Annotated in this window: 23 protein-coding genes; 12 read left to right on the top strand and 11 right to left on the bottom strand. The window is 70.0% G+C overall.

Annotated features, from left to right (window positions below; genetic code table 11):
• Positions 1-120: 120 nt before the first annotated feature.
• From ACFVWL_RS03995 to ACFVWL_RS03985, 3 genes are read right to left on the bottom strand one after another with little or no spacing between them, the layout of a single operon-like run.
• Entirely contained in the window at positions 121-468 is a 348-nt protein-coding gene (locus ACFVWL_RS03995) for a cupin domain-containing protein (RefSeq protein WP_387178783.1), read from the bottom strand.
• On the bottom strand, positions 465-1,868 hold the full coding sequence (locus ACFVWL_RS03990) for an NAD(P)/FAD-dependent oxidoreductase (protein ID WP_387178780.1): 1,404 nt from the start codon (positions 1,866-1,868) through the stop codon (positions 465-467). Before ACFVWL_RS03990 ends, ACFVWL_RS03995 begins: the two co-directional genes overlap by 4 nt.
• 29 nt (positions 1,869-1,897) lie before the next feature.
• On the bottom strand, positions 1,898-2,365 hold the full coding sequence (locus ACFVWL_RS03985) for an Lrp/AsnC family transcriptional regulator (RefSeq protein WP_046747577.1): 468 nt from the start codon (positions 2,363-2,365) through the stop codon (positions 1,898-1,900).
• Between the two features lie 99 nt (positions 2,366-2,464).
• Here ACFVWL_RS03985 and ACFVWL_RS03980 point away from each other — a divergent pair, with 99 nt between their 5' ends.
• Entirely contained in the window at positions 2,465-3,916 is a 1,452-nt protein-coding gene (locus tag ACFVWL_RS03980) for a gamma-aminobutyraldehyde dehydrogenase (protein ID WP_387178777.1), read from the top strand.
• Positions 3,917-4,004: 88 nt separating this feature from the next.
• Here ACFVWL_RS03980 and ACFVWL_RS03975 read toward each other — a convergent pair whose 3' ends face one another.
• Both ACFVWL_RS03975 and ACFVWL_RS03970 read right to left on the bottom strand, forming a co-directional pair.
• Positions 4,005-4,529 carry a GNAT family N-acetyltransferase gene (locus ACFVWL_RS03975; protein ID WP_387178774.1) on the bottom strand — a complete coding sequence of 175 codons (525 nt, stop codon included), beginning with the start codon at positions 4,527-4,529 and terminating at the stop codon, positions 4,005-4,007.
• A gap of 52 nt (positions 4,530-4,581) precedes the next feature.
• Positions 4,582-5,313 carry a M23 family metallopeptidase gene (locus tag ACFVWL_RS03970; protein WP_387178771.1) on the bottom strand — a complete coding sequence of 244 codons (732 nt, stop codon included), beginning with the start codon at positions 5,311-5,313 and terminating at the stop codon, positions 4,582-4,584.
• Positions 5,314-6,160: 847 nt separating this feature from the next.
• Between ACFVWL_RS03970 and ACFVWL_RS03965 the strand changes: the two genes are divergently transcribed.
• The 4 genes from ACFVWL_RS03965 to ACFVWL_RS03950 all read left to right on the top strand — a co-directional run bounded on the left by ACFVWL_RS03965 (position 6,161) and on the right by ACFVWL_RS03950 (position 11,527).
• Positions 6,161-7,804, top strand: coding sequence for a DUF222 domain-containing protein (locus ACFVWL_RS03965; protein ID WP_387178768.1), 1,644 nt, complete (start codon positions 6,161-6,163; stop codon positions 7,802-7,804).
• 191 nt (positions 7,805-7,995) lie between these two features.
• Positions 7,996-9,144: an ROK family protein gene (locus ACFVWL_RS03960; RefSeq protein ID WP_387178764.1), complete on the top strand. Its 1,149-nt coding sequence runs from the start codon at positions 7,996-7,998 to the stop codon at positions 9,142-9,144.
• Positions 9,145-9,263: 119 nt separating this feature from the next.
• Complete coding sequence (locus tag ACFVWL_RS03955) at positions 9,264-10,193, top strand: polysaccharide deacetylase family protein (RefSeq protein WP_387178761.1); 930 nt, start codon at positions 9,264-9,266, stop codon at positions 10,191-10,193.
• Positions 10,190-11,527, top strand: coding sequence for an MFS transporter (locus ACFVWL_RS03950; RefSeq protein ID WP_387178758.1), 1,338 nt, complete (start codon positions 10,190-10,192; stop codon positions 11,525-11,527). The genes ACFVWL_RS03955 and ACFVWL_RS03950 overlap by 4 nt, the downstream gene beginning before the upstream one ends.
• Before the next feature lie 3 nt (positions 11,528-11,530).
• On the opposite strand, the gene galE is transcribed toward ACFVWL_RS03950, so the two are convergent.
• The 3 genes from galE to galT are packed head-to-tail and all read right to left on the bottom strand — an operon-like array spanning position 11,531 to position 14,953.
• Entirely contained in the window at positions 11,531-12,511 is a 981-nt protein-coding gene (gene galE, locus ACFVWL_RS03945; protein WP_387178755.1) for a UDP-glucose 4-epimerase GalE, read from the bottom strand.
• 49 nt (positions 12,512-12,560) lie between these two features.
• Positions 12,561-13,754 carry a galactokinase gene (galK, locus tag ACFVWL_RS03940; RefSeq protein WP_387178752.1) on the bottom strand — a complete coding sequence of 398 codons (1,194 nt, stop codon included), beginning with the start codon at positions 13,752-13,754 and terminating at the stop codon, positions 12,561-12,563.
• Positions 13,751-14,953, bottom strand: a complete 1,203-nt coding sequence (gene galT / locus ACFVWL_RS03935; protein ID WP_387178749.1) for a galactose-1-phosphate uridylyltransferase — start codon at positions 14,951-14,953, stop codon at positions 13,751-13,753. The genes galK and galT overlap by 4 nt, the downstream gene beginning before the upstream one ends.
• Positions 14,954-15,161: 208 nt before the next feature.
• Here galT and ACFVWL_RS03930 point away from each other — a divergent pair, with 208 nt between their 5' ends.
• From ACFVWL_RS03930 to ACFVWL_RS03905, 6 genes are all read left to right on the top strand, one after another.
• Positions 15,162-16,118 (top strand): LacI family DNA-binding transcriptional regulator, encoded by a 957-nt coding sequence (locus ACFVWL_RS03930; RefSeq protein ID WP_387180906.1) that lies wholly within the window; start codon positions 15,162-15,164, stop codon positions 16,116-16,118.
• 245 nt (positions 16,119-16,363) lie between these two features.
• Positions 16,364-17,527, top strand: a complete 1,164-nt coding sequence (locus tag ACFVWL_RS03925) for a Gfo/Idh/MocA family protein (RefSeq protein WP_387178746.1) — start codon at positions 16,364-16,366, stop codon at positions 17,525-17,527.
• A gap of 7 nt (positions 17,528-17,534) precedes the next feature.
• Positions 17,535-18,707, top strand: coding sequence for a dihydrodipicolinate synthase family protein (locus tag ACFVWL_RS03920; RefSeq protein ID WP_387178743.1), 1,173 nt, complete (start codon positions 17,535-17,537; stop codon positions 18,705-18,707).
• Positions 18,704-19,582 (top strand): sugar phosphate isomerase/epimerase family protein, encoded by an 879-nt coding sequence (locus ACFVWL_RS03915; RefSeq protein ID WP_387178740.1) that lies wholly within the window; start codon positions 18,704-18,706, stop codon positions 19,580-19,582. Before ACFVWL_RS03920 ends, ACFVWL_RS03915 begins: the two co-directional genes overlap by 4 nt.
• A gap of 73 nt (positions 19,583-19,655) precedes the next feature.
• Positions 19,656-20,726, top strand: a complete 1,071-nt coding sequence (locus tag ACFVWL_RS03910) for a LacI family DNA-binding transcriptional regulator (RefSeq protein WP_387178737.1) — start codon at positions 19,656-19,658, stop codon at positions 20,724-20,726.
• Positions 20,723-21,859, top strand: a complete 1,137-nt coding sequence (locus ACFVWL_RS03905; RefSeq protein WP_387178734.1) for a glycerate kinase — start codon at positions 20,723-20,725, stop codon at positions 21,857-21,859. The genes ACFVWL_RS03910 and ACFVWL_RS03905 overlap by 4 nt, the downstream gene beginning before the upstream one ends.
• Positions 21,860-21,891: 32 nt before the next feature.
• Here ACFVWL_RS03905 and pgm read toward each other — a convergent pair whose 3' ends face one another.
• On the bottom strand, positions 21,892-23,535 hold the full coding sequence (gene pgm, locus ACFVWL_RS03900; protein WP_387178731.1) for a phosphoglucomutase (alpha-D-glucose-1,6-bisphosphate-dependent): 1,644 nt from the start codon (positions 23,533-23,535) through the stop codon (positions 21,892-21,894).
• A 79-nt stretch (positions 23,536-23,614) separates the two neighbouring features.
• Between pgm and pheA the strand changes: the two genes are divergently transcribed.
• Positions 23,615-24,565: a prephenate dehydratase gene (gene pheA / locus ACFVWL_RS03895; RefSeq protein WP_387178728.1), complete on the top strand. Its 951-nt coding sequence runs from the start codon at positions 23,615-23,617 to the stop codon at positions 24,563-24,565.
• An 82-nt stretch (positions 24,566-24,647) separates the two neighbouring features.
• On the opposite strand, the gene ACFVWL_RS03890 is transcribed toward pheA, so the two are convergent.
• Positions 24,648-24,857 (bottom strand): methyltransferase, encoded by a 210-nt coding sequence (locus tag ACFVWL_RS03890; RefSeq protein ID WP_387178725.1) that lies wholly within the window; start codon positions 24,855-24,857, stop codon positions 24,648-24,650.
• Between the two features lie 125 nt (positions 24,858-24,982).
• Positions 24,983-26,029 (bottom strand): LLM class flavin-dependent oxidoreductase, encoded by a 1,047-nt coding sequence (locus tag ACFVWL_RS03885; RefSeq protein WP_387178722.1) that lies wholly within the window; start codon positions 26,027-26,029, stop codon positions 24,983-24,985.
• Positions 26,030-26,061: the final 32 nt, after the last annotated feature.

The following is a 26,061-nucleotide window of genomic DNA, read 5'->3' as shown; positions in this document are numbered from 1 at the left end:
GGTCGTGGGGCAGCTCGCGGGGGGTGCGGAAGGCGCTCGGGGGGGGGGCTGCCCCGCCGCCCCGCCCGCCCCGCCCCGGGGGCCCGCCCCCCCCCCCCGCGATTCGAACGCGGGGCGGCGTCAGGCCACGTACACCTTGCGGAGCGTCTCGGTGACGGTCCAGGTCGTGCGCATGCCCTCGGCGAGGCGCACCACCGAGCCGGGGCCGACCTCGAGGTCGGGGAGGCCGGATGAGGCGAACGCGATCGTGGCGCTGCCGGACAGCACGACGAACACCTCGTCGGCCTCGGTGTCGGTCGCGGTGCCCGGGGTCATCTCCCAGATGCCGACCTCGATCCCGCCGAGCGTCGCCAGCTCGTGCACGGCGGTCGTCGGCGAACCGGCGAGCACCTCTTCGGCAGGGAGCGGCTCGTGGTCGAGTGCCAGGGCGCCGGCATCCACTCCCGCCCCTGCGGCGAGACCGTTCACGAGTCGAAGCCCATTCCGACGGCGTCGAGCGTCTTGAGGAACAGGTTGCGCTTGCCCTCGTTGTGGTCGGCCTGGTTCATCGCGGCCCGCACCAGGTTGACGCCGATCGAGGCCGCAGGCTCGGGCGGGAACGGGATGGGCTTCTCGCGCACCATCCGCAGCTCCGTGCGCTCGGTCTCGCTGCCGTCGAGCTTGTCGAGCATGACGTCGGCCGCGAAGCGCGCAGCGCCCACGCCGAGTCCGGTGAATCCGGTCGCGTACGCCACACGGCCCTTGCGGGCGGTGCCGAAGAAGGCGCAGAACCTGCTCGACGAGTCGATCGCCCCGGCCCAGCGGTGGGTGAAGCGCAGGCCCTCCAGCTGCGGGAACGTCGTGAAGAAGTGCGAGGCGAGCTTGCGGTGGCTCTCGATGCGGTCCTCGTACTCTGGGCGCACCTTTCCGCCGAAGTGGTAGACCGCGTCGTAGCCGCCGAACAGGATGCGGTTGTCGCCGGTGAGCCGGTAGTAGTGGAACTGGTTCGCGCTGTCGGCGAGGCCCTGGCGGTTCGACCAGCCGATCGACGCCAGCTGCTCGGTCGTGAGCGGCTCGGTCATCAGCACGTAGTCGTACACGGGTACGGTCATCAGGCGGTTGCGCTTGAGGAGCGAGGGGAACACGTTCGTGCCGAGAGCCACGGCATCCGCGGTCACCCGACCGTTCGGGGTGACCAGGGTGATCGGTCCCGATCCGTCGCCCTCGATGGCGCGCACCAGGCTGTGCTCGTAGATCTCGACGCCCAGGTCGGCGGCCACGCGCGCCAGCTCCACGCCCAGCTTGGCGGGGTGCACCATGGCACACCCGTCGCGGTCCCAGTCGCCGGCGAGGAACGTCTCCGAGTGCACCTGGGCCTGCACGGCTTCGCGGTCGAGGAAGCCCGGCTCATCGCGGTACCACTCGACCTGGTGCGGCTCGACGGCGACGGCCAGCTGCCCCGTGCGCTCGAACTCCGCATCCATGCCGTAGCGCTCGACCGTCTCGCCGATGCCGTCGAGGTTCTGGTGGCCCAGCTCTTCGAGCCGGTCGATCTCCTCCGGCCAGCGGTTCACGCCGTTCTCGTGTCCGTGGGTGAGGCTCGACTCGCAGAAGCCGCCGTTGCGTCCGGAAGCGGCCCAGGCGATGCGCGAGGCCTCCAGCAGGATGACGCGGCGCTCGGGGTCGCGTTCCTTGGCGCGCACCGCCGTCCACAGCCCGGCGTACCCTCCGCCGACGATGGCGAGGTCGGCGCGGACCGTGCCGTTCAGGCGAGGATGCGTCGGACGGTCGACATCGTCGAGCCAGAACACCCGCAGGGCGGTGTCGCGGAGCGAGGCGTCGATGATGGACGGCGACGGCTGCTGGCGTTCGAAGACGGTGGTGCCCATTGTTCTCTCCGTTGTGTACGGGGCGCGCTTCAGCGCGTGCCCCAGTTGTAGAGGTCTTTGTAGAGACCTGCGTAGAGCAGGCTCTCGGTGTGGGTGATGCCGGGGATGGTGCGGATGCGGGTTGCGATGAGTTCGATCAGGTGCTCGTCGTTCTCGCACACGGCCTCGACGAGGATGTCGAACGTGCCGAGCGTGACGACCACGTACGCCAGCTCGGGGATCGTGGTGAGCTCCTGGGCGATCTCGCGCGGGTTGCCCGAGACGCGGATGCCGATCATCGACATGCGGTGGAAGCCGAGCTGCATCGGGTCGGTGACGGCGACGATCTGGATGATGCCGGCCTCGGTCATCCGCTGCACGCGCTGGCGGGCGGCGGCTTCGCTGAGGCCCACCTCTCGGGCGATCTCGGCGTAGGGGCGGCGGCCGTCCTCCTGCAGCAGTTCGACGATGCGCTTCGAGATGTCATCAAGGGCAGGCTGGGACGGCTTCGTGCTCATGTGTCGATATTGTCAGCCGACTTGCAATTCTGCAACTGATTCAGTCGAATCTTTTGGATAGATCTTCAGATTCCGTACTGGAGTCGATACGATGACCTCATGTCCAGTGACCTTCTGAAGAACTCCGCGCCGTTGCAGAACTTCATCGGCGGCCGTTACGTGCCCGCGAGCGGCGCCGGGCGGATCCCCCTCCTCGATCCTGTCACCGAAGAGACGTACGGTGAGCTCCCCGTGTCCGACGTCAGCGACGTGGATGCCGCCTATGCCGCCGCATCCGCCGCCTTCCCGATCTGGCGCGACACCACGCCCGGCGAACGACAGCTGGCGCTGTTCCGCATCGCCGACGAGATGGAGTCACGGGCGGAGGAGTTCGCCGACCTCGAGTCGCAGGACACCGGCAAGCCGCGCGCGAGCCTCGTCGCCGACGAGATCATGCAGTCGGTCGACCAGCTGCGCTTCTTCGCCGGTGCCGCTCGCAGCCTCGAGGGCAGGGCCGCAGGGGAGTACCTCGCCGGGCACACCTCGTTCGTGCGGCGCGAGCCCGTCGGGGTGATCGGGCAGGTGACCCCGTGGAACTACCCCCTGAACATGGCGGTGTGGAAGATCGCTCCCGCGCTCGCTGCCGGCAACACGGTGGTGCTGAAGCCCGCGGAGTCCACGCCGCTCACCACGCTGCTGCTGGCCGAGATCGTCGCGCTGCACACACCGGCAGGCACCCTCAACGTCGTGCTCGGCGACCGGGACACCGGGGTCGCGCTGGTGGAGCACCCCACGCCGCAGATGGTCGCGATCACCGGTTCGGTGCGGGCGGGCATGGCCGTCGCACGCTCGGCCGCGAACGACGTCAAGCGCGTGCACCTCGAGCTCGGCGGCAAGGCTCCGGCGATCGTGTTCTCGGACGCCTCGATCGAGAAGGCCGTCGAGGGCATCATCACGGGCGCCTTCTTCAACGGCGGGCAGGACTGCACCGCGGCCACGCGGGTGCTGGTGCACGCCTCTCGGCACGACGAGCTGGTCGCTGCGCTGGTCGCCAGGGCGAAGACGCACGCCCGCACGGGTGGGCCGCGCGAGGAGGGTGTGCTGTACGGCCCCCTGAGCAGTGCGGCACAGCTCGCGCAGGTGCAGGGCTTCATCGATCGCCTCCCCGCGCACGCGACGGTCGAGACCGGTGGACGCCGTCAGGGCGACCGGGGCTACTTCTGGGAACCCACGATCATCTCGGGCGTGCGCCAGGACGACGAGGTCGTGCAGGGCGAGATCTTCGGGCCGGTGCTCACCGTACAGGCGTTCTCCGAAGACGATGAGGCGCTGTCGATGGCGAACGACGTGCCGTACGCGCTCGCCGCGTCGGTGTGGACCACCGATCACGCGCGGGCGATGCGCTTCTCGCGTGACCTCGATTTCGGATGCGTGTGGATCAACACGCACATCCCGTTCGTGTCGGACATGCCTCACGGCGGGTTCAAGCACTCCGGCTACGGCAAAGACCTGTCGCAGTACGGATTCGACGACTACACGCGCATCAAGCACGTGATGAGCGCGCTCGACTGAGCAGGCTCGACTGGGCAGGCTTGTTTGGGCAGGCTTGTTTGGGCAGGAGTCGACTGGTGCGGGGTCGCGAGTGCCGGATGGTGTGCGGTCAGGCGGTGAGCGGCTTCACCCGGCGGTGTTCTCGCAGCGTGAGTTCCGGACGCTCCTCGATCTTGATCGCGCCGTCGTCGACCCAGCCATGGCGGGCGTAGAAGGAGTCGGCGCGCTCATTGCCGTCGAGGACCCACAGGTAGGCGCGGTCGTGGCCGGCCTCGGCGATCCGCTGTTCGGCGGCTTCGAGCAGAGCATGACCCGCGCCCGTCGACCAGGCGGTGGGATCGGCGTAGATGCCGTACACCTCTCCGTCGGCGAGGCCATCGGGGTCGCGACCCGAGCCGAGCGACGCCCATCCGATGACGGTCTCGTCGCGTACGGCCACCAGGGTCCCGAGGCTCGTCGGCAGCGGTTCGGCGAGGATGCGCCGCCACCCCGCGGCCCTCTCGTCGACGGAGAGACCGTCGAGCACGGACTGGTCGATGAGTCCCCGATAGGCGGCCTGCCACGCGCGGACGTGCACGCCGGCAATGTCATCGGCGTCTTCGGTGCGGGCGTCACGGATCACCAGCGGGCTCATTCGTCCACCCTACGGTGACCGCTGTGGAGCACGCGGAGTCAAGGGGTGCGGGTCAGCTCACGTTCTTCTTGAGCCACGGCAGCGGGTCTACGGCGACGGTGTTGATATGGACCTCGAAGTGCAAGCAGGAGCCGAACACGTATCCGGTCGATCCGACATCGCCGATGTACTGGCCCTCTTCGACGCAGTCGCCGACCTCGACCGCGCGACTTCCGTAGGTCATGTGCGAGTAGACGGTACTCACGGCCTGTCCGTCGACGATGCTCTCGATCTGGATCGTCACGCCGTAGCCCTGGTAGCTCTCGGTCGATCGGGAGACGCAGCCCTTCATCGCTGCGTTGATCGGCGTGCCGACCGGGGCGGCGAAGTCCTGGCCGAGGTGCGAACGGCCCGGGCGCGAGGCGCCGAAACCGTCGGTGAAAGAGTACGTCCCGTCGGCCATCGGCATCACGATGCGGCTGGCGAGAGGAATGTCCATCGCGCTGCCGAGAGGCATGCCGGCAGCGATCGCAGCGGCGGCGGCCCGGGATCGAGTCTCCTTGATCTCCTCCGGTGTGGTGGCGGAGAAGCTCCCGCGGGGAGCGATCTCGGCGCGGATCTCGTCCTTCGCCGTGTAGGACTGCGAGGCGCCGTCTGCTGTGGTGGAGACGGCGGCGCTGGCGGCGGCAGCCGGGCCTCCGGCGGGGTTGAGTGCGGGAAGCGCTGCTCCGGTGATCAGCACGCCGATCGCGAGCGTGGCGCCGAGTGCCTTGGCTTTCGCCCACTGGCGCTTCTCTCGGCGCACTTGAGCGCGAGACGTCGGCGCTGTCTTCGGTGCTAGGTGCCGGGGGCGCAGGCGAGGATCCCAGGTGCGGGACTGGCCAGCCTCCCGCGGCTGCGGGCGTGAAGGGTCGGCTGCGGGTGCTGCGTGAGCGGCGGTTCCCGTTTCAGGTGAGGGAGTCCCCGCGGTTGCGGTTGCGGGCGCTGTCTCGGGTGAGGGAGTCGGTGCGGGTGCGGATGCCTGGGCTTCGTCGGATGCGGGGGCTGCATCAGCTGCCTGGGCTGCGGAGACAACGGAGGTGACCTCCGTCGCAGGGCGGGGCGCTGCCGCGGCGGTATCCGGTGCGGGTGCTGTGTCCGCCGCGTTCACCGGCAGGGGAGCCTGTGGATCCGTGGTCGCGGAGCGCCGCCGATCACGCCGCAAAAGCGGTCGGGTCGATTCGGGCACTTCGACGGGGGTGTCCGAGGCGCCGTGGACGCGCTCGGGTGGCAGGGAATTCGTGACGGGGTCCTTCCGGGAGGGCAGGTGTTTTCGGCGGTCGATCCCCCCGGATGCCACCGTTACCGATCTGTAATTTAATTCGTGAAGTCGCGAGCGTCAAATCGAGGGCGGATGAATCGGTGTCGATGTCGACGATGGGGGCACTGTTGTTCCTCCGAGTCCTCGTGTGCGGCGTTGTGTCGATGGACCGAGTCTGCGCCTGGTGTCGGACTTTCGCGGGTCGTGGCGCCGCGTGCTGCGAGAAGTGTGGAGAAGTGGGTTTCCGGTGCTTCTGTGGAGTGTTCGAGGTCGTGGGGTGTGTTCTGGAATATTGCTCTGATCTGGGGTTATCCGGGTGGGAATGTCGGTGGTCCCGGGTTGACTAGGGGGTATGAACACTCCCGTGGAGCTGCTGGGCCAGGTCGTTGCTGATCTGGATTCGGTGTTGCGCTCTGACGTGGTGGCGGGGTTGTCGGATGACGTGAAGATGGAGCTTCTGCGGGTGGCGGGGGAGGTGCAGCGGCGGGTGGATGCGGTCGTGGTGGAGACGGTCGCGTCTGTCGATGCGCGCCCGGCGGGGTCGGGTGAGCTCGGGTTCTGTGGGAAGTTCGGGTGCCGCACGATGGGCGAGTTGTTGCAGCGGGTGCTGCGCGCGGACGCGGTCGGTGCGGGTCGGGTGGTGAAGGCGGCGAAGGCTGTGCGTCGCGAGGTGGAGTTGTCGTCTGGGGGCTGGTTGCCGGCGCGGTGGCCGGCGTTGCGGGCGGCGATGCTGGAGGGGACGGTCGGGGTGGCGGGAGTGTTGGCGGCGACGGGCCCGGTGGAACAGGCCGGTGCCCGGGTCGGGACCGCAGACCGGTTGCTCGCTGATGCGGAGTTGGCGGCGTATGCGCGGGGGATCCCTGTCGCCGATGCCGATGCCGGTGCCGGTGCCGGTGCCGGTGCCGATGCCGATGCCGATGCGGGTGCGGGTGCGGACGAGAGTGTCGTCGATGAACGAGAGAGCGCCGGGCCGCCGGCGACGCCGGAAGATCTGCGGATCCTGGCGCAGGTGATCGTGCAGTACCTCGACCCGGATGGGGCGGAACCCGCAGACGACATCGCGATGCGGGCGCGCGGGATCGTTCTCGGACGTGTGAAGGACGGGGTGATCCCGATCCGGGGCGGGTTGCTCCCCGAAGTCGCCGGACAACTGCAACGGATCTTCGACGCCTACCTGAACCCCAAAGTCGACGGACCACCCCTGCCCGGAGTCGTCTTCCGCCCCTCCGACGAACACGATGCTGCGTCCTCCGATGCCGGTGGGCGTCCGAGTGTGAGTGCGGCCTCGACTCACGGTGCCACCGAGGACCCCACGGGCTTGGACGATGGCGTCCTTCCCCGTGACGACCCTGGGCGGATGGTCGACCCGCGTTCGCGGGCGCAGAAGCAGCACGACACCCTCGCCGCGGTCCTGGGCATCGCGGCCCGCCACGACGAGATGCCCCGGCTGGGAGGCGCCGCCCCGACCCTGATCGTGACCATCACCGCCGACGACTACGCCACCGGACACGGATGGGCCCACATCGACGGCATCGACACCCCCGTCCCCACCCGCGTCGCCGCACACACCGCCTGCGCGGGCGGAGTGCAACGCGTGCTGTTCGACCCGCACGGGCGCATCATCGGCATCCACACATCGGAGCGCATCTTCACCGCCCACCAACGCCGCGCGATCACCCTCCGCGACAAAGAATGCCTCATCCCCGGCTGCCACGTCCCCGCGACGTGGTGCGAGATCCACCACGTCACCGAACACGCCAGAGGCGGACCCACCCACACCGACAACGGCGTCGCCCTCTGCTGGCACCACCACCGCACCCTCACCACCAGCGGATGGGACATCCACATGAAAAACGGCACCCCACACGTCCGCGGACCCGCCTGGTGGGACCCCACCCGACAATGGCGCACCCCACACCCTGCCACTACCGCAACGACAACGACCAGGACAACGACCGGGTCGGTCGCCGACAGTTCGACACCGCTCAGGGTATGAGCGGCAGTGACCCCACCGGCAGTGACCCCACCGGCAGTGACCACCCCGGCGCGGTGAGCGCTGCGCCACCTCGACCAGACTCGGTGCGAAGTGTCGACCTGTGCGACACGATGTGGCATGCTTGCGGGCACTGCGCCCGGCACAGAACATCGGCGCGGGACGCGAAGACGAGAGGCGACTCCGGAACACCTATGTCTAGACCACTCGCGGGACCGCAGGGCCTGCTACGCACGCTCAACGGCCGCGCGATCCTGGAGGCGCTCGCGCGCAGCGGGCCGCAGACCCGTTCCGAGCTGATGTCCACCACAGGCCTGTCGCGAACGGCCGTGACGCAGGTGCTGCGGATGCTCGAGAACGCCGGGGCCGTTGCTCCGGCGGGTGTCGATCGAGACACCCGAGGCCCTGCCGCTGGACGTTTCGCCCTGCATCCGCGTCTGGGGTTCGCGGTGGCCGTGCACGTCGATCACCATGCCGCCCATGTGGTGCTCGTCGACGCGACGGGCGTCGTGCGTGCGGCGGAACACGCCCCGTTCGTCGAAGCAGAGAACCGCGTCGCCCACATCGTCGCCCTCGTCGAGAAATGTCGTCGCTCGGTGAAGGCCGCAAAGGGAGCCGTCCATCTCGCGGTCGTCGGAGTTCCCGGCATCGTCACCGCCGACGGAGGTATCCGCGACGACCTCGGCCCGGACGGCGGGGCATTCCGTGCGGCATTGTCCGCGGCCCTCGACTGTCCCGTCCGCATCGAGAACGACGTCAACCTCGCAGCCCTCGCCGAGCTCACCTCCGGCGAGGGGGGCGCTCTCTCGAGCTTCGCGCTGCTCCTCCTCGACGATGGACTTGGAGCAGGCATCGTGATCGACGGCGCGCTGCACCGTGGATTCTCCGGGGTCGCCGGCGAAGTGATGTACCTGCCGCAGACGCCCATCCCGATCGGAGCGCCCCTCGTGGGCGACGCCGTGGTCGGCGACCTCGCCCTCGGCGTCGGCCGCGATGCCGAGGCGACACTCGCCGACCATCTGGAGGCGGCCGTCGTCGGGAACGAGGCGGCGATCCAGATCGTCTCCGAACTCGCCCGCCGCATCGTGCTCGTGGCGGGCAGCGTGGGACTGGTGCTCGACCCGGAGGCGTTCATCCTCAGCGGTCAAGCGGCCCATCCTGCCCTCGTCGCCGCGATCGAGCGTATCGCCGGTGAATATGAGGCGCAGCTCTCGCTGCGGTTCCTCGTCTCCTCTTTCGGGCCTGAGGCTTCGCTCGTCGGAGCCATCGACGAAGCCGCAGCTGCGCTCCGAGGCGAACTCTTCACCCGCATCCTCACGCCCGCCCCGAAGGGTGGCCGCTGAGCCCATCCCGTTGAGCACACTCGATCCGAAAGACCCCCTCGAACAAGACCCGTCGAAAGACCCCCGTTGAGTCCCACCCGCCCGAGCATCGCCGCTCCATCACCCGACAGGATCCCCCGATGACCGCACCCTCCGATCTCGCCGACCGTCTCGGTCTCGCCCCGGGCGCGCGGGCGATCATCCTCAACGCGGATGACTTCGGCATGTGTCATGCGGCGAACACCGCCATCGTCGATCTGCTCACGACCGCGCGCATCGACTCGACGACCGTGATGATCCCGTGCTCGTGGTCGCCCGAGGCCCTCGCCTTCGCGGCATCCCGCACCGACCTCGACATCGGGGTGCATCTCGTCCTCACCAGCGAATGGGCCCGCTACCGGTGGCGCCCGCTCACCGGCACCGCCACGAGCCTCGTCGACGGCGCCGGCTTCTTCCCGATCGATGTGCTCTCCGTCGAACAGAACGCCTCCGACGACGATGTCGCGGCCGAGCTCGCCGCCCAGTTGCAGACCGCGCTCGACGCCGGCGTCGACGTGACGCACCTCGACAACCACATGGGCTCCGTATACGGACTCGTGACCGGCCGAGACTTCCTCCGCCCGGTGTTCGAGCTCGCCGCGCGGCACGGTCTCCCGTTCCGGCTGCCCCGCAGCATGGACGGGGTGGGCGAGAATTCCGCGTTGCAGGCTCAGCTCGATGGCGCGGCAGCGGCTGCTGAATCATACGGCGTGGAGATCATCGACCGGCTCTGGTCGCATCCGTTCGAGCTCCTCCGCGAGGGCACACCCGACGAGGAGACGTACGAGCAGGTGCGCGACGGCTTCATCGCCCTGCTGCGAGCGGTGCCGGCCGGGGTCACCGAGATCTACCTGCATCCGATGGTCGACGATGAGGAGCTGCGCGCGGCCGTGGACTTCAGTGCGGCGAAGCGCGGCTATGAGCTGCGACTGCTGAGCGACCCCGCCGTGCTGCAGGCGATCGAGGATGAGGCGCTCGTCCGCATCGGCTGGCGCGACCTGCGCGACCTGCAAAGGGGAGACGCCCGGTGACATCTCTGCGCGATCGCGTGCGCGACCGACGTCTGGACTCCGCGCCGACCCGGTCGCAGACGATCGCGTTCGGAGCCTCCGGCTTTCCGACGCAGCTCATGGCGCAGACCTTCTCGGCCTTCGTCGTCTACTTCTATGTGTCGCACCTCGCGGTCCCGGCGACGTGGGTGGCGGTCGCGATGATCGCCCACGGCATCCTGAACGCCGTGCTCAACCCGCTCGTCGGCACGATCTCCGACCGGCTGCGCACGCCGTGGGGTCGGCGCATCCCCTGGGTCGGCCTGGGCATCGTGCCGCTCGTGGTCGCCTTCGCGCTGGTGTGGATGCCGCCCGAGCTTCCCGCCGCAGGTCTCATCGTCTGGTTCCTCGTCGTCGTGGCCGTGTATGACGTGGCCTTCGTCGTCGTGGTGCTGAACATCTCGGCACTGTTCCCCGAGATCTTCCGCACCACCGAGGAGCGCGCCCGCGGCAACGTGCCGCGACAGATCTTCGCGATCCTCGGAATGGTCCTCGGCACGGCCGGCGCCCCCGCTCTGTACGGCGCGATCGGATGGCCCGGCATGGCCCTCGTGCTCGGCGCCGTCTGCCTGGTGCTGCTCGTGTGGTCGTTCTTCGGCGGGATGATCGAGCGCCGGGCCCCGGAAGCGGCATCGGAAGCGTCATCGGAAGCGATGCGGTGGGTCGACCAGCTGAAGTACACCTTTCGCAACCGCGCCTTCGTCCCCTACGTGCTCGGCTCGCTGTTCGTGCAGACCTCGATCGCGGTGATCCTCGCCGCGATCCCGTTCTACGTGCGCTACTCCCTGCACGCGCCGGAGGGGGAGGGTAGCCTGCTGCTCGGGGCGATCTTCGTGACCGCGATCCCCTCGATCGTGCTGTGGAGCGCGATCGTCCGCCGCACCTCACCGCGCACGGCCGTGCTGTGGAGCGTCGCGGTGTTCGGCGTGGCGGTGCTCGGCTACCTCGCGCCGTCCACCGTGTTCGGTGCGGCGCTGGTCGGTGTCGCGGTCGGCGTGGGCGTCGGCGGACTGCTGCAGCTGCTCGAGGTCATGCTCGCGCAGATCATCGACGAAGACGCCGTGCGCACCGGCCATCGTCGAGAAGGCGCCTACTTCGGGGTGAACGGTTTCGTCGTGCGCGGTTCGGTGGTGCTGCAGGCGATCGTCGCCGCGGTGGTGCTCACCGGATCCGGCTTCGACGCCACCCTCGGCGACGCGCAGCCCGACAGCGTCGACGGCGGCATCCGACTGATGCTCGCGGTGATCCCTCTCGGGTTCACCGCCCTCGCCTGGCTCTGCTTCTGGCTCTACCCCATCCGCTCCCGCGACCTCTGACCGTCAGGGGCGGGCGGCCTGCCGCGCTTCCCACCCCGTGCGCACCATCTCGTCGACCGAGTACCGCATGGTCCAGCCGAGGTCGCGCGCCGCGAGCTCGCCCGTCGCCACGATGCGGTCGGGGTCCCCGGGGCGGCGCGGTCCGATCTCGGGCGTGAAGTCGATGCCGGTCACGCGTGCGACGGCATCCATGATCTGTTTCACGCTGAGTCCGTCGCCGGAGCCGAGGTTGTAGGCGGCTTCGATCGGGCGTCCGTCGGAGAGGCGCTGAGCGGCCGCGACGTGGGCTGCCGCGATGTCGCCCACGTGCACATAGTCGCGCACGTTGGTGCCGTCTTCGGTGGCGTAGTCGTCGCCGTTGATGCGCGGAGTCTTTCCTGCCAGCAGTGCCTCGAACACGATCGGGAAGAGATTGTGCGGGCTGACGTCGTAGACCGTCGGGTCGGCGGAGCCCACCACGTTGAAGTACCGCAGCGAGGTGTGACGCAGCGGCTGCTCGGAGTCCGCCGTCGCGATCGCCTGGTCTCGCAGCAGCCATTCGCCGATGAGTTTCGACTCGCCGTAGGGGCTGGCCGGTTTCTTGGCGGTCTCCTCCACGACGAGCGCGACGTCGGGAGTGCCGAACACCGCTGCGGACGACGAGAACACGATGTTCGAGACCCCTGCGGCCTCCATGGCTTCGAGGATCACCCGCGTGCCCTCGACGTTCTGCGCGTACGTGTGCAGAGGACGCTGCACCGAGACTCCGGCGTATTTGAAACCGGCGACGTGGATCACGCCTTCGACCTCGTGCTCGCGCAGCGTCTTCTCGACGAGTTCACGGTCGAGGATGCTCCCCTGCACGAACGCCACGCCCTCGGGCACGAACGACGCGACCCCGCTCGAGAGATCGTCGAGCACGACGGGGGTGAGCCCTGCATCCGCGAGTGCGCGCACGACGTGGGCGCCGATGTAGCCGGCACCTCCGGTGACGATCCAGGACATGGCATTCCTCTCCTGCCGCGCAGTCGTCGCGGCCCGATGGATCATTCTGTCAGGCGTCGCGGCGAGGGCCGGCGGACGGCGTGACCGTGAACAGCAACGGTGCCGCGAACCGGGAGGCCGCGAAGGCCGCGTTCACGGCGTCCGACACCGACGCGACGGCATCCTGCTCGACCAGCGCGATCGCGGCTCCGCCGAATCCGCCGCCGGTCATCCGCGCGCCCAGGGCGCCGGCGGCCAGTGCGGTGTCGACCGCGGTGTCGAGTTCGGGGGTCGAGATCTCGAAGTCATCGCGCATCGACGCGTGCGAGGCGATCAGGAGATCGCCGATCGCGCGCACGCCCTGCTCACGCAGCACCCGCACCGTATCGAGCACCCGCTGGTTCTCGGTGACGATGTGGCGCACGCGACGGAAGGTCACCTCGTCCATCAGCTCCTGCGCACGCGTCAGGTCGTCGACCGAGACGTCGCGCAGTGCGGGCACCTCCAGGATCGAGGCGCCGAGCTCGCACGAAGCCCGGCGCTCGCGGTAGCCGCCGGTGGAGTGTGCGTGCGTGACGCGCGTGTCGATCACGAGGATCGCGAGGCCCGCCTCGGCGACGGCGAGGGGCACGAGCTCGGTCTCCAGCGATCGGCAGTCGAGGAAGATCGCGGTGTCGGGCCGCCCGAGCATCGAGGCCATCTGGTCCATGATGCCGGTGGGGGCGCCGACGGCTTCGTTCTCGGCCCGACGTCCGATGCGGGCGAGGTCCGTGCCGTCGAAGCCGGTTTCCCACAGCTCGTTCAGCGCGGATGCCGTCGCCCCCTCGATCGCGGCGGAGGAGGAGAGTCCCGCGCCCACCGGCACGTCGGAGGCGATGGCGATGTCGAGTCCACCGAACGCACCGCTCTCGGCCGCGGCCTGACGCAGCGCCCAGGCGACCCCGAGCGGATAGGCGGCCCATTCCGGGATCGCCGGATGCGCACCGGGTGCGGTGGGGAAGAGCCGGTCCAGTTCGTCGAGGCCGACCTCGACCGGCTCCTCCGCGAAAGTGGAGCCGACCAGGATGCGACCGCGGTCGTCGTCGCGCCGGCCGACCGCGGCGACCGTGCGCTGCGGGATCGCGAACGGGAGCACGAAACCGTCGTTGTAGTCGGTGTGCTCGCCGATGAGGTTCACGCGTCCGGGCGCCGACCAGAGTCCCGCCGGTTCGCGGCCGGTGAGCCGCGTGAAGAGGGCACAGGCGTCGTCGTGTGCGGCGGTCATGCGGTTGCTCCAGGGGTGGTCTGCTCGTGCGAGATGCGTGCGATCGCTTCGCGGAGGCGTGCGGCCCCGACCTCCGGCGGCACCTCTGCGGCCCACGCCCACATCGCGGCCTCGGAGCCGGCGAGGAACTTCAGCTTGTCGGCGGCACGGCGGGGGCTCGTCAGCTGCAGGTGCAGGCGCACGGTGTCGCGACCGACGTGCACGGGTGCCTGATGCCAGGCCGCGATGTACGGGGTCGGGGAGTCGTAGAGGGCGTCGACGCCGCGCAGCAGCCGCAGGTAGAGCGGGGCGAGCTCGTCGCGCTCGGCCTCGGTGGTCTCGGCGAAGTCGGGCACGTGGCGGTGCGGCATCAGGTGCACCTCGAGCGGCCAGCGCGCGGCGAACGGCACGAACGCGGTCCAGTGCTCGCCGCGGAACACCACGCGCTCGGATGCCTGCTCGGACTCGAGGATGCGATGGAACAGGTCGGGTGCCGTGCGGTCGATCGACTCCAGCACGCGAGCGGTGCGAGGGGTGACGTACGGGTAGGCGTAGATCTGGCCGTGCGGGTGGGGCAGGGTCACGCCGATCGCCTCACCGCGGTTCTCGAACGGGAAGATCTGCTCGATGCCCGGCAGCTGCGAGATCGCGGCCGTGCGGTCGGCCCAGGCTTCGATCACGGTGCGCGCACGGGTGACGGACTGCGTGCCGAAGGATCCTGAGTGCTCGGGGCTGAAGCAGACGACTTCGCAGCGTCCGACCGAGGTGCGCGTGCGGCCGAGGCCCAGGGCGGCGAGGTCGTCGAGCCCCCGCGGTGCGTTCGACGCCTGGGGCGCGGTGCCCACCGCTTCGGCGAGGGCGGGGCCGAATGCGGGCGAGCGGTTCTCGAACACCGCGACGTCGTAGCGCGAGGGCACTTCCGACGGGTTGCCCGGCGTCTGCGGAGCCAGGGGATCGGCGTCGGCGCCGGGCATCATCACGCGGTTCTGGCGGTTCGCGGCGACCGTGATCCAATCGCCGGTGAGCACGTCGAGACGCATGGTGGCGGTGTCGGGGCGAGGGTCGAGAACGCGGGCGTCGACGGCGCGGTCGGCGCCGAGCGCGGTGCCGGGGTCGTCGTAGTAGATGAGGTCGCGGCCGTCGGCGAGGGTGGTGGCGCGTTTGACGACGCCGGCGCCGAGAGTCTCGGCGCGCAACTCGGGAAGATTGTGCGTGTTCACGTAAACATGGTACGCACAGCGCCGTGGTAACGTCAACACGACGGAGTTGTGCACCGGCACCCCCGGAGAGAAGAGCCGGGCGGCGAGAAGAGCCGGGATGCGGGCGCAACCGCGCAGCGGATGGAGGATGCGGGTGGGCCAGAGCGAGCACGACCGCGTCGAGGATTCGGGGCCGGACCGTCGGCGACCGTCGTCCGGGCGCGTGTCGATGGCCATGGTCGCCAGTCGCGCAGGCGTCTCGGGGCAGACGGTCTCGCGCGTCGTCAACGGCAGCCCTCGCGTCGACCCCGACACCCGTGCCCGTGTCGAGCACGCGATGGCCGAGCTCGGCTACCGTCCCCACCGCGCCGCCCGTGCCCTGCGCACCGGCCGCTCGCAGACGATCGGACTCGTGGTCACCACTCTGGCCACGGTCGGCAACTCCCGCATGCTGCAGGCCACGGCCGAAGCGGCGGCGGAACGCGGATATGCGGTCACCCTCGTGACCGCCGCCCAGGGTGTCGCCGAGGCGTTCGATCGCCTGGCGGAGCAGGAGGTCGACGGTGCGATCGTCCTGAACGAGGCATCGGCTCTGGTCTCCGACGCGCAGCGGCCGGCCGGGCTGCGGCTCGTGGTCGTCGATGCTCCCCGCGAGGACGGGTTCGCCTCGGTGCACAGCGACCATGCGGGCGGTGCGGCCGTCGCCACTGCCCGACTCCTCGATCTCGGTTACGCCACCGTCCACCACCTCGCCGGCCCCGCCGACTCCTTCGCTGCCGTAGAGCGGGAGCGAGGATGGCGCGAGACGCTCACCGCCGCGAACGTCCGCCCGCCCTCCGTCGTTCGCGGCGATTGGACTGCCGAGTCGGGGTACGCGGCAGGCGCGGACCTGCTCTCGGCGCCCGCGGTGTTCTGTGCCAACGACCAGATGGCGCTCGGGCTGCTGCGCGCCCTCTCCGAGTCGGGTCGTCGCGTGCCGGAAGACGTCGGGGTGATCGGTTTCGACGATGTGCCGGAGGCGGCGAACTACCGTCCGCCGCTGACCACGATCCGTCAGGATTTCGCCGCACTCGCCCACCGCGCGGTGTCGGCACTGGTGGACGCCATCGAGGGTGCTCCGGGCGCCGATGAGGCCTCCGTCGTCCCGACCGTGCTCGTCGAGCGCGCCAGTGCCGCGTCGCACTGAATCCGTGAACGTCGGTACGCGCCGATACCCGTCGCGCTGAACCGGCTGCTTCGCCGGCGGGTCGACCGGAGGGCCTGACGGTCACACGGGTGCCCTGGCGTCGGCGGCCCGGCGCGCCCGGTCGGATCAGAGCGCGGCGGTCACGCTTGCGATCGCCACAGCTCTCGTGCCATGATTTCGGAAAGCGCTTTCCCATATTCCCCGGTGAAAGCACGAACGGCGTCCCGCGACAGGAACGGAAGACCATGGCACAGGCGAACACCCGCGAGATCGGGATCATCATGAACGGCGTCTCCGGACGCATGGGATACCGGCAGCACCTGGTGCGCTCGATCCTCGCGATCCGTGACGAGGGCGGCATCGAGCTCCCTGACGGTTCGAGGATCACGGTGAAGCCGATCCTCGTCGGCCGCAGCGAGGTCAAGCTCGCCGAGCTCGCAGCGAAGCACGGCATCGCAGACTGGACGACCGACCTCGACGCCGCTCTCGCCGACCCGCAGTGGGAGATCTACGCCGACTTCCTCGTGACCAAGGCCAGGGCATCCGCTCTTCGCAAGGCCATCGCTGCGGGCAAGGCGATCTACACCGAGAAGCCCACCGCGGAGTCGCTCGACGAGGCTCTCGAGCTCGCGCGTCTCGCCGACCAGGCGGGGGTGAAGACCGGGGTCGTGCACGACAAGCTCTACCTCCCCGGGCTGCAGAAGCTCAAGCGCCTGATCGACTCGGGCTTCTTCGGCCGCATCCTCTCGGTGCGCGGCGAGTTCGGCTACTGGGTCTTCGAGGGCGACTGGCAGCCCGCGCAGCGCCCGAGCTGGAACTACCGCACCGAAGACGGCGGAGGCATCATCACCGACATGTTCCCGCACTGGAACTACGTGCTCGAGAACCTCTTCGGCGAGGTCAAGAGCGTCTACGCGCAGGCCGCCGTGCACATCGCCGACCGCTGGGACGAGAAGGGCGAGCACTACACGGCCACCGCCGAGGATGCGGCCTACGGCATCTTCGAGATCGAGGGCGGCGTGATCGCGGAGATCAACTCCTCGTGGACCGTGCGCGTCAATCGCGACGAGCTCGTCGAGTTCCAGGTCGACGGCACGCACGGGTCTGCCGTCGTCGGACTGTTCGGCGCGAAGATCCAGCCCCGCAACGCCACGCCGAAGCCGGTCTGGAACCCCGACCTGGAAGACACCCGCGACTACGACGCCGACTGGCAGAACGTGCCGACCAACGACGTGTTCCTCAACGGCTTCCGTCAGCAGTGGGAGGAGTACCTGGTCTCGTACGTCGAGGGCACCGACTATCCGTTCGACCTGCTCGCGGGTGCCCGCGGCGTGCAGTTCGCCGAGGCGGGTCTGACCTCCAGCGCCGAGGGGCGCAAGATCGCCCTGTCGCCGTTGAGCCTGGGCTGAGGCGCGCATGAGCACCCTGCGACTTCTCCGGGCGAACGGTGAGACCGCCGACGTCGTCCTCAACGACTCGGGGGCCTACACGCGTCCGACCGCCCCGCTGCAGAGCCGCATCGCGTACGCCGCCGCGCACGTCGTGCCGAAGACATACGCCGACAACACTCCAGGGCAGCCCGCCGACATCGACTGGGATGCCACGCTCGCGTTCCGCCGCAACGTCTACTCGTGGGGACTCGGCGTCGCCGACGCCATGGACACCGCGCAGCGGAACATGGGCCTGGACGCCGCAGCCACCCGTGAGCTGATCGCCCGCAGCGCCGAGGTCGCGCGTGAGGAGGGTGGCTCCGTCGTGGTCGGCGTCAACACCGACCACGTCGCCGAGCCGCACATCTCGCTCGACCAGGTGGTCGCGGCCTACGTGGAGCAGCTGCACTTCACCGAAGAACAGGGGGCCGGCCCCGTGCTGATGGCTTCCCGCCACCTCGCCCGCGTCGCGACGGGTGGCGCCGACTACCGCCGTGTGTATCGCGAGGTGCTGTCGCGCGCGACCGCGCCGGTGGTGCTGCACTGGCTCGGCACGGCCTTCGATCCGGAGCTCGCCGGCTACTTCGGCGCGGAGGATTGGCAGACGGCATCGGAGGTCCTCTTGCAGGTCATCGAAGAGAACCCGGGCAAGGTCGCGGGCGTGAAGATGAGTCTGCTGAACGCCGAGTCCGAGATCTCGGTGCGCAGCCGACTCCCGCAGGGCGTGCGGATGTTCACGGGCGACGACTTCAACTACGTGAGTCTGATCGGCGGCGAGGGCGTGGGTGGTGAGGGCGGGTATTCCGACGCGCTGCTGGGAGCGTTCGCGGCGATCACTCCGGTCGCCTCCGCAGCGATCCAGACGCTGGACACCGGGGACGCGGAAGGGTATCTGCGCATCCTCGGCCCGACCGAGGAGCTGAGCCGACAGGTGTTCGCTGCTCCCACCTTCTATTACAAGACCGGGGTCTCCTTCCTCGCGTGGCTGAACGGGCACCAGCCCGCCTTCCAGATGGTCGGCGGACTGCACTCCGCACGCAGCCTGCCGCACCTCAGCCGCATCGTCGAACTCGCGAACGCCTCGCTGGCGCTGGAGCACCCCGACCTCGCCCGCGAGCGGTGGCACGGGATGCTGCGGATGAACGGCGTGGACGCATGAGCCTCCCTTCGCAGACCCCTGACCCGCGCCTGTCGATCAACCAGGCCACCGTCAAGCACGCCGACCTCGCCACCGCCCTGCGCGTCACCGCAGCCGCCGGGGTGCAGGCGATCGGACTCTGGCGCGAGCCGGTGAACGAGGTCGGCCTCGACGTCGCGGCCCGGATGCTGACTGACTCCGGGCTGCGTTTCACGACCCATTGCCGCGGCGGCTTCTTCACGCTGCCGGCCGGACCCGAGCGGGATGCCGCACTCGACGACAACCGTCGGGCGATCGAGGAGACCGCCACCCTGGCCGCGGCCGGTGCCGAGCGCTCGACCGCGGTGCTGGTGCTCGTCGCGGGTGGTCTGCCCGAGGGATCGCGCGACCTGATCGGAGCGCGCGAGCGCGTGCGCGACGCGATCGGCGTGCTCGCTCCGGAGGCGAAGGCCGCGGGGGTCACGCTCGCGATCGAACCGCTGCATCCGATGTATGCGTCCGATCGTGCTGTCGTCTCGACGCTCGGCCAGGCGCTCGACATCGCGGGTGAGTTCGAGCCCGAGGTGGTCGGCGCCGCGGTCGACACCTTCCATATCTGGTGGGATCCGCAGGTGCTCGATCAGATCGCGCGGGCCGGTCGCGAAGGTCGCATCGCCACGTACCAGGTGTGCGACTGGAAGACGCCCCTCGCCGCCGACGTGCTGCTCTCGCGGCACTACACCGGTGACGGGGTGATCGACTTCGGCTCCCTCACCCGCGCGGTGATCGCGACCGGGTACGAACGCGACATCGAGGTCGAGATCTTCAACGCCGACATCTGGGCGGATGCCCCGGAGAAGGTCGTGCGCCGCACTGTCGAGACCTTCGCCGCGGCCGTCTCCCCGCACCTCGGGTGAAGGGGCTCGGACGCCGGTCCCGTCCCGCCGGTCGGGAGGATGCACGGATGGCTCGGGAAGTAGGATCTGGGGCATGACCAAGCCCGCAATGTCCGCGGAGCGGCCTTCGCCGACGCGGTCTCCGCGTCACGCGCGGGGGCCGGCACCCACGCTGCACGACGTCGCCCGGGAGGCCGGGGTCTCGCTGGCGACCGCGTCCCGGGTTCTCAACGGCTCCGAGCGCAAGGTCGCCGAGTCGTTCCGGGAACGCGTGGAGTCGGCGGCCGAGAAGCTCGGATACACCGCGAACGTCTCGGCCCAGTCGATCGCCCGCGGAACATCGCCGGTCATCGCCCTTCTGGTCGCCGACATCGCCGACCCCTACTTCGGCCTGATCGCGTCCGGCGTGGCTCGTGGTGCCGACGAGGAGGGGCTGGTCGTGACCATCGCGATCACCGAACGCGACCAGGCCCGCGAGGCGCGGATCGTGCGTGCCCTCCGGGGGCAGCGGCCGCGCGGGCTGATCCTCGCCGCCTCTCGGACCCAGGGCGAGACCGAGACCGAGACCGCGCACGAACTCGCGGAGTTCGTGCGGCTGGGCGGCAGGGTCGTGGCGTTCGGGCCGGATGACGAAGGCGAGCGGCGCATCGAGATCGACAACCGTTCCGGTGCGGAGGCGCTCGGTCGGCGGATGGGCGAGCTCGGATACCGTTCCGCGATAGTGCTCGGCGCTGCGGAGGGGGTGCGGACGTCGGACGACCGTCTGGTCGGCTTCCACGCCGGATTCGAAGCGGCCGGTGGCGTGGTGGAGAGCGTGCGCCGGGGAGACTTCCGCCGCGAGTCGGGAGCTGCGCAGATGCAGCAGGCGCTCGTCGACGGCGTCGAGCCCGGCACCGTGGTCTTCGCGATCAGCGACGTGGTGGCTCTCGGCGCGATGTCCACGATCCGTGAGGCGGGGCGTGAGGTGGGCGGCGATATCGCGGTCTGCGGCTTCGACGACGTGCCCGCGAGCAGCGATGTCACCCCGGCCTTGACGACGGTGCGCGTGCCGTTGAGTGAAGTCGGATATCAGGCGTTCCGTGCGACGGTCGACGCGGAGTGGGAGCAGCCGCCCCTGCCGCTCGAGGTGGTCGTGCGCGCCAGCACCCCGGGAATCGCGCAGTGACCCGGGTGGTTCTCGCCCCCGACAGCTTCAAGGGCACGATCACGGCCGCGGATGCCGCTGCCGCCCTCGCCGACGGGTGGGCGTCGGTCGAGCCGAGCGCCGAGTTCGTGCACCGGCCGATGGCGGACGGCGGTGAGGGCACGGTGGCAGCGTTCGAGGCGGCGGTGCCCGGCGCCGTGCGGATGCCGATCACGGTGGACGGACCGGCCGGGGAGCGGATCGACACCTTCTGGCTGCTGCTCCCGCCGACGGACGATGCCCCGGCGGGCACGGGCGTCGTCGATCTCGGTTCGACCTCCGGGATCGAGCTGCTGCACGAGCTGCGCCCCTGGGACGCCGATACGACGGGGCTGGGCCAAGCCCTCGCCGCCGCTCTCGATCACGGCGTCTCGCGACTCGTCGTCGGCATCGGTTCCAGCGCGTCCACCGACGGGGGCACCGGGATGCTCTCGGCGCTCGGAGCGCTGTTCCTCGACGCCGCAGGGGCGGCGGTTCCCCGGGGTGCGCGCGGGCTCGACGCCATCGCATCCGTCGATCTGAGCGCACTGCGCCGGGCACCCGAGGTGCGCGTGCTCACCGATGTCACCAATCCGCTCACCGGCCCGCGCGGCGCCGCCGCGGTGTTCGGTCCGCAGAAGGGGCTGCGTGCGGCGCGCGACATCGCGCTCGTCGACGACGGCCTTCGCCGTCTCGCCGAACTGCTGCGCATCGATCCCGCGGGGCAGGGCAACGGGGCGGCAGGGGGCACAGGTGCCGCGCTCGTGGTGTGGGGTGGCATGCTCGCTCCCGGCGCCGCCGAGGTGGCCGCCCTCATCGGCCTCGCCGACGCGATCGCCGATGCCGACGTGGTCGTCACGGGAGAGGGGTCTTACGACGGGCAGTCGGGCGATGGCAAGGCGCCGTCATTCCTCGCGGGGCTCGCCGCCGACGCCGGCGCGGACGCGATGCTCGCGGCAGGACGGATCACCGCGGATGCCGACACCTCGTTGTTCGCGGCAGCCGCGTCCCTCACCGATCTCGCCGGGTCAGCGGATGCCGCTCTCGCCGAGCCTGGGCGCTGGCTGCGCGCGGCCGGTGCCGCACTCGCGCGCGCTGCGCAGGAACGTGCCGCGCCTGCGCTCGCCCCGTCCTGACCTTCGGCCGACAGACCGATCGAAGGCCTCCGCTAGCTGTCCAGCGCGGCGGACACCACGGCGCGGGCCTCGGCCTGCACCTCGGCGAGGTGCTCCGGGCCGCGCAGGCTCTCGGCGTAGAGCTTGTAGACGTCTTCGGTACCCGACGGGCGGGCGGCGAACCAGGCGTGCTCGGTCTGCACCTTGAGCCCGCCGATCGCCGCGCCGTTGCCGGGCGCGTGCGAGAGCTTCGCGGTGATGTCCTCACCGGCGAGCGCGGTCGCCGTCACGGCTTCGGGAGCGAGCTTGCCGAGGGTGGCTTTCTGCTCCGGGGTCGCCGGTGCGTCGACGCGCTGGTACGCCGATGCCCCGAAGGCGGTCTCCAGCTCGCGGTACCGCTCCGACGGGGTCTTGCCGGTGACGGCGATGATCTCGGCGGCCAGCAGGCACAGCAGGATGCCGTCCTTGTCCGTCGACCAGACCGAGCCGTCCTTGCGGAGGAAAGAAGCTCCGGCCGATTCCTCGCCGCCGAACGCGACCGAACCGTCGAGGAGTCCGGGAACGAACCACTTGAATCCGACCGGCACCTCCAGCAGGTGCCTCCCGAGCGACTCGGCGACGCGGTCGATGATCATCGACGACACCAGCGTCTTGCCGATCGCGGCGTCGCGCGGCCAGTCCTCCCGATGCGAGAACAGGTAGTCGATGGCGACGGCGAGGTAGTGGTTCGGGTTCATCAGTCCGGCATCCGGGGTCACGATGCCGTGCCGGTCGGCGTCGGCGTCGTTTCCGGTGAGGATGTCGTAGGAGCCCTTCTTCGCGACGAGGGAGGCCATCGCGGAGGGCGAGGACGGATCCATCCGGATCTTCTCGTCCCAGTCCAGCGTCATGAAGCGCCACGTCGGATCGACCTCGGGGTTCACGACGGTGAGGTCGAGGTCATGCATCTCGGCGATCAGCGCCCAGTACTCGACGGAGGCCCCGCCCAGCGGGTCGGCGCCGATGCTGACCCCGGCGCTGCGGATGGCGTCGATGTCGATGATCGACGGCAGGTCGCGCACGTAGGCGTCGCGGAAGTCGTAGCCGGTGAGGGAATCCCAGTCGATGTCGGCGAAGCGCTCGAGCTTCACTCCCTCGAGTCCTGCCGCGATCAGGGCGTTCGCACGGTCGGCGATCCAGCTCGTGGCATCGGTGTCGGCGGGTCCGCCGTGCGGGGGGTTGTACTTGAAGCCGCCGTCGCGCGGAGGGTTGTGCGAGGGGGTGACGACGATGCCGTCCGCACGACTCGGGTCGTCGGCCGCCTTGCCGCGGTTGTAGGTGAGGATCGCGTGGCTGAGCGCCGGAGTGGGCACCCACGAGTCGCGCGAGTCGACGCGCACGTCGATGCCGTTCGCGAGCAGCACCTCGATCGCGCTGCGCTCCGCGGGCAGTGACAGCGCGTGCGTGTCGCGGCCGAGGAAGAGCGGACCGGTGATGCCCTGCGCGTCGCGGTAGTCGACGATGGCCTGCGTCGTGGCGAGGATGTGGTTCTCGTTGAAGCTGTTGGACAGCGAGGATCCGCGATGGCCGCTGGTGCCGAACACGACCCGTTCGGCTGCGACCTCGGGGTTCGGAGTGCGGTCGTAGTAGGCGGCGATCAGTTCGTCGACGTCGATCAGGTCACTTTCCTCCGCGGGGAGGCCGGCACGGCTGGTCATCCCCTCAGTCTGCCCCCTGTTCGGCGGGACCGCATCCGGGAAGTCACCCAGAAGAGCGGTCGGCCCGCCGAGGGCTAAGGTGAAACCCGTGACTGAACGCCGCACCTACAGCTATCTCGGCCCTGCCGGAACCTTCACGGAGGCGGCGCTCGATCAGGTGGCCGAGGCCCGCGGCCAGGACTGGCGCCCCGTGCACAACGTGGGCGAGGCTCTGGCCGACGTGCTCGAGGGCCGCAGCGACGCCGCGATGATCGCGATCGAGAACTCGATCGAGGGCGGGGTGTCCACCACGCAGGACGCCCTCGCGACGCTCCCCGGCCTGCGCATCATCGGCGAGTACCTGGTGCGGGTGAACTTCGTGCTGGTCGCCCCTCGCGGTACGACGCTCGACGAGGTCGAGGTGATCGCGGCGCACCCGGTCGCCTACGCCCAGTGCCACGGCTGGCTCGGGGCACATCTGCCCTCGCACTCGCACGTGCCTGCGTCGAGCAACGTCGCCTCGGCGATCGGCGTCCTCGACGGCACGCTTCCTGCACAGGCGGCCATCGCGGCTCCCGGCATCGTGAACCACTACGACGTCGACGTGCTGGCGGACGGCATCGGCGACAACGCCCAGGCCGTGACCCGCTTCGTGCTGGTCACCCGCACGACCCGTTCGCCCGAGCCGACCGGGGCCGACAAGACCTCCCTGATCGTCGAGCTCCCGCATGATCACCCCGGGTCGCTCCTCGAGATGCTCGAGCAGTTCTCGACCCGCGGCATCAACCTGTCGCTCATCGAGTCGCGGCCGATCGGCGACGAGCTCGGCCGCTACCGGTTCGTGATCGACGCCGACGGCCACATCGAGCACGAGCGCATGGCCGACGCGCTGCTCGGCATCCGCCGGTTCAGTCCGCGCGTGGTCTTCCTCGGCTCGTATCCGCGCGCGGACCGGCAGATCGTGCAGTATCCCGATCGCTACTCCGACGACGTGTTCGTCGAGGCGCGCGACTGGCTGCGCGGCATCCTCTCCGGCGAGCCCGAGGCCTGACGTCACCCGCCCCGCCGCGCCCCATCCCCGTGCGCGGCCGGGCGGATGCCGTGGTTCCGTGGATCTGTGTCCGTGCGTGTGGTCAGTGCTCCTGGAAGCGCGGCCAGTCGCTGCCCGGAGACATATGGGAGTGCAGGGCGCCCTTCGCCGAGGCGAGGCTCGGGTAGGTTCCCGTCACCGCATCCGATCCGACCATCGTGACCGTGTAACCGTCCTCGTCGTGTCGGATGCTGCCGACGACGCCGTTGCGTCCGTAGGCGACCCAGAGGGCGAGAGTCTTGGTCGTGCTCATCGTCGAACTCCTTCTGCTGCTGCCGACAGTGCGTTCGCCGAAGGGGCCGCGCCCCTGTCGACGGCACTGTTCGTGACGCTACGCCTGTGCCGCGGCGAAAGCCAGGGGTTGACAGGCGCTCGACATCAGCTGCGGAGGGCGGCGGCGATGAGCTCCAGCGTCTGCGCCCGACCGGTCGGGGCATCCTTCGGCTCGGCGTCGTATGCGCCGGCGACGGGGGACAGCATGACCTCTTCGACGCCGTAGCGCTCGGCGAAGGCGCGCACCTCGGCGGCGACGCTCTCGCCCGTGCCGACGAACCAGCGCGAGCGCGCGGCCTGCACGACCTCATCGGTCGCGGCATCCGTCTCGGCGGCCGCCGCCTGCTCGACGGTCTCGAGAGCGGCGAGGGGCTGGTTGAGACGCAGGCGCGCCATCATCCGCAGCTGGGGGAGCGCGCGGGCCTCCGCCTCCTCCTGCGTGGGCGCGGCGACCGCGTTGACGGTGAGGAAGGTGCGCGGCTCGGGGTGCTCCTCGCTCGGGCGGTACCCGCTGCGGTACAGGTCGAGCGCGCGCTCGAGGCCCTGCCCCGAGAAGTGATTCGCGAAGACATAGGGCAGCCCGTGCGATGCGGCGAGCTGGGCGGAGTAGTCGCTCGAGCCGAGCAACCACACCTCGGGGGTGCCGGTCGCTGCAGGTGTGGCGCGCACCGTGTACTCGCCACCGGAGGTGAAGCGCAGTGCAGCGCCGTCGCCGGAGAGCAGCGCCGCGATGTCCTGCACATGCCGCGGGAACTGCTCCACGTCGCTCGTGGTGCCCGAACCGCGAAGCAGCTGCGTGATCACGGGGTCGCTTCCGGGGGCACGGCCGAGGCCCAGGTCGATGCGTCCCGGCGCGATCGCCTCGAGGGCGGCGAACTGCTCGGCCACGATGAGAGGTGCGTGGTTGGGCAGCATCACCCCGCCCGAACCCAGACGCAGGTGCGAGGTGCGGGTGGCCGCAGCCGCGATCAGCACCGGGGGAGTGGTGGATGCCACCGACGGCATGTTGTGGTGCTCGGCGAACCAGTAGCGGCGATAACCCAGGTCGTCGGCGACCTCCGCGAGGGCGAGCGAGGCGGCGATGGCCTCTGCGCTGGTCTGGCCGGTGCGGACCGGAACGAGGTCGAGGACGGAGAGAGCTGTATCGGACATCCTCAAGGACAACGCGAGCCTGAGCGGCTCCA

The sequence above is a fragment of the Microbacterium sp. NPDC058269 genome, from assembly GCF_042881445.1.
Classification (GTDB): domain Bacteria; phylum Actinomycetota; class Actinomycetes; order Actinomycetales; family Microbacteriaceae; genus Microbacterium.
The sequence above is the reverse complement of the archived record's forward strand: the minus strand, read 5'-3'. Positions and strand labels throughout refer to the sequence as shown.

Coding starts and splice junctions, on each gene's coding strand:
- ACFVWL_RS03990 (WP_387178780.1), bottom strand. CDS start 1,868: ATGGGCACCACCGTCTTCGAACGCCAGCAGCCGTCGCCGTCCATCATC.
- ACFVWL_RS03985 (WP_046747577.1), bottom strand. CDS start 2,365: ATGAGCACGAAGCCGTCCCAGCCTGCCCTTGATGACATCTCGAAGCGC.
- ACFVWL_RS03980 (WP_387178777.1), top strand. CDS start 2,465: ATGTCCAGTGACCTTCTGAAGAACTCCGCGCCGTTGCAGAACTTCATC.
- ACFVWL_RS03975 (WP_387178774.1), bottom strand. CDS start 4,529: ATGAGCCCGCTGGTGATCCGTGACGCCCGCACCGAAGACGCCGATGAC.
- ACFVWL_RS03965 (WP_387178768.1), top strand. CDS start 6,161: ATGAACACTCCCGTGGAGCTGCTGGGCCAGGTCGTTGCTGATCTGGAT.
- ACFVWL_RS03960 (WP_387178764.1), top strand. CDS start 7,996: ATGTCTAGACCACTCGCGGGACCGCAGGGCCTGCTACGCACGCTCAAC.
- ACFVWL_RS03955 (WP_387178761.1), top strand. CDS start 9,264: ATGACCGCACCCTCCGATCTCGCCGACCGTCTCGGTCTCGCCCCGGGC.
- galE (WP_387178755.1), bottom strand. CDS start 12,511: ATGTCCTGGATCGTCACCGGAGGTGCCGGCTACATCGGCGCCCACGTC.
- galK (WP_387178752.1), bottom strand. CDS start 13,754: ATGACCGCCGCACACGACGACGCCTGTGCCCTCTTCACGCGGCTCACC.
- ACFVWL_RS03930 (WP_387180906.1), top strand. CDS start 15,162: ATGGCCATGGTCGCCAGTCGCGCAGGCGTCTCGGGGCAGACGGTCTCG.
- ACFVWL_RS03925 (WP_387178746.1), top strand. CDS start 16,364: ATGGCACAGGCGAACACCCGCGAGATCGGGATCATCATGAACGGCGTC.
- ACFVWL_RS03920 (WP_387178743.1), top strand. CDS start 17,535: ATGAGCACCCTGCGACTTCTCCGGGCGAACGGTGAGACCGCCGACGTC.
- ACFVWL_RS03915 (WP_387178740.1), top strand. CDS start 18,704: ATGAGCCTCCCTTCGCAGACCCCTGACCCGCGCCTGTCGATCAACCAG.
- ACFVWL_RS03910 (WP_387178737.1), top strand. CDS start 19,656: ATGACCAAGCCCGCAATGTCCGCGGAGCGGCCTTCGCCGACGCGGTCT.
- pgm (WP_387178731.1), bottom strand. CDS start 23,535: ATGACCAGCCGTGCCGGCCTCCCCGCGGAGGAAAGTGACCTGATCGAC.
- ACFVWL_RS03890 (WP_387178725.1), bottom strand. CDS start 24,857: ATGAGCACGACCAAGACTCTCGCCCTCTGGGTCGCCTACGGACGCAAC.
- ACFVWL_RS03885 (WP_387178722.1), bottom strand. CDS start 26,029: ATGTCCGATACAGCTCTCTCCGTCCTCGACCTCGTTCCGGTCCGCACC.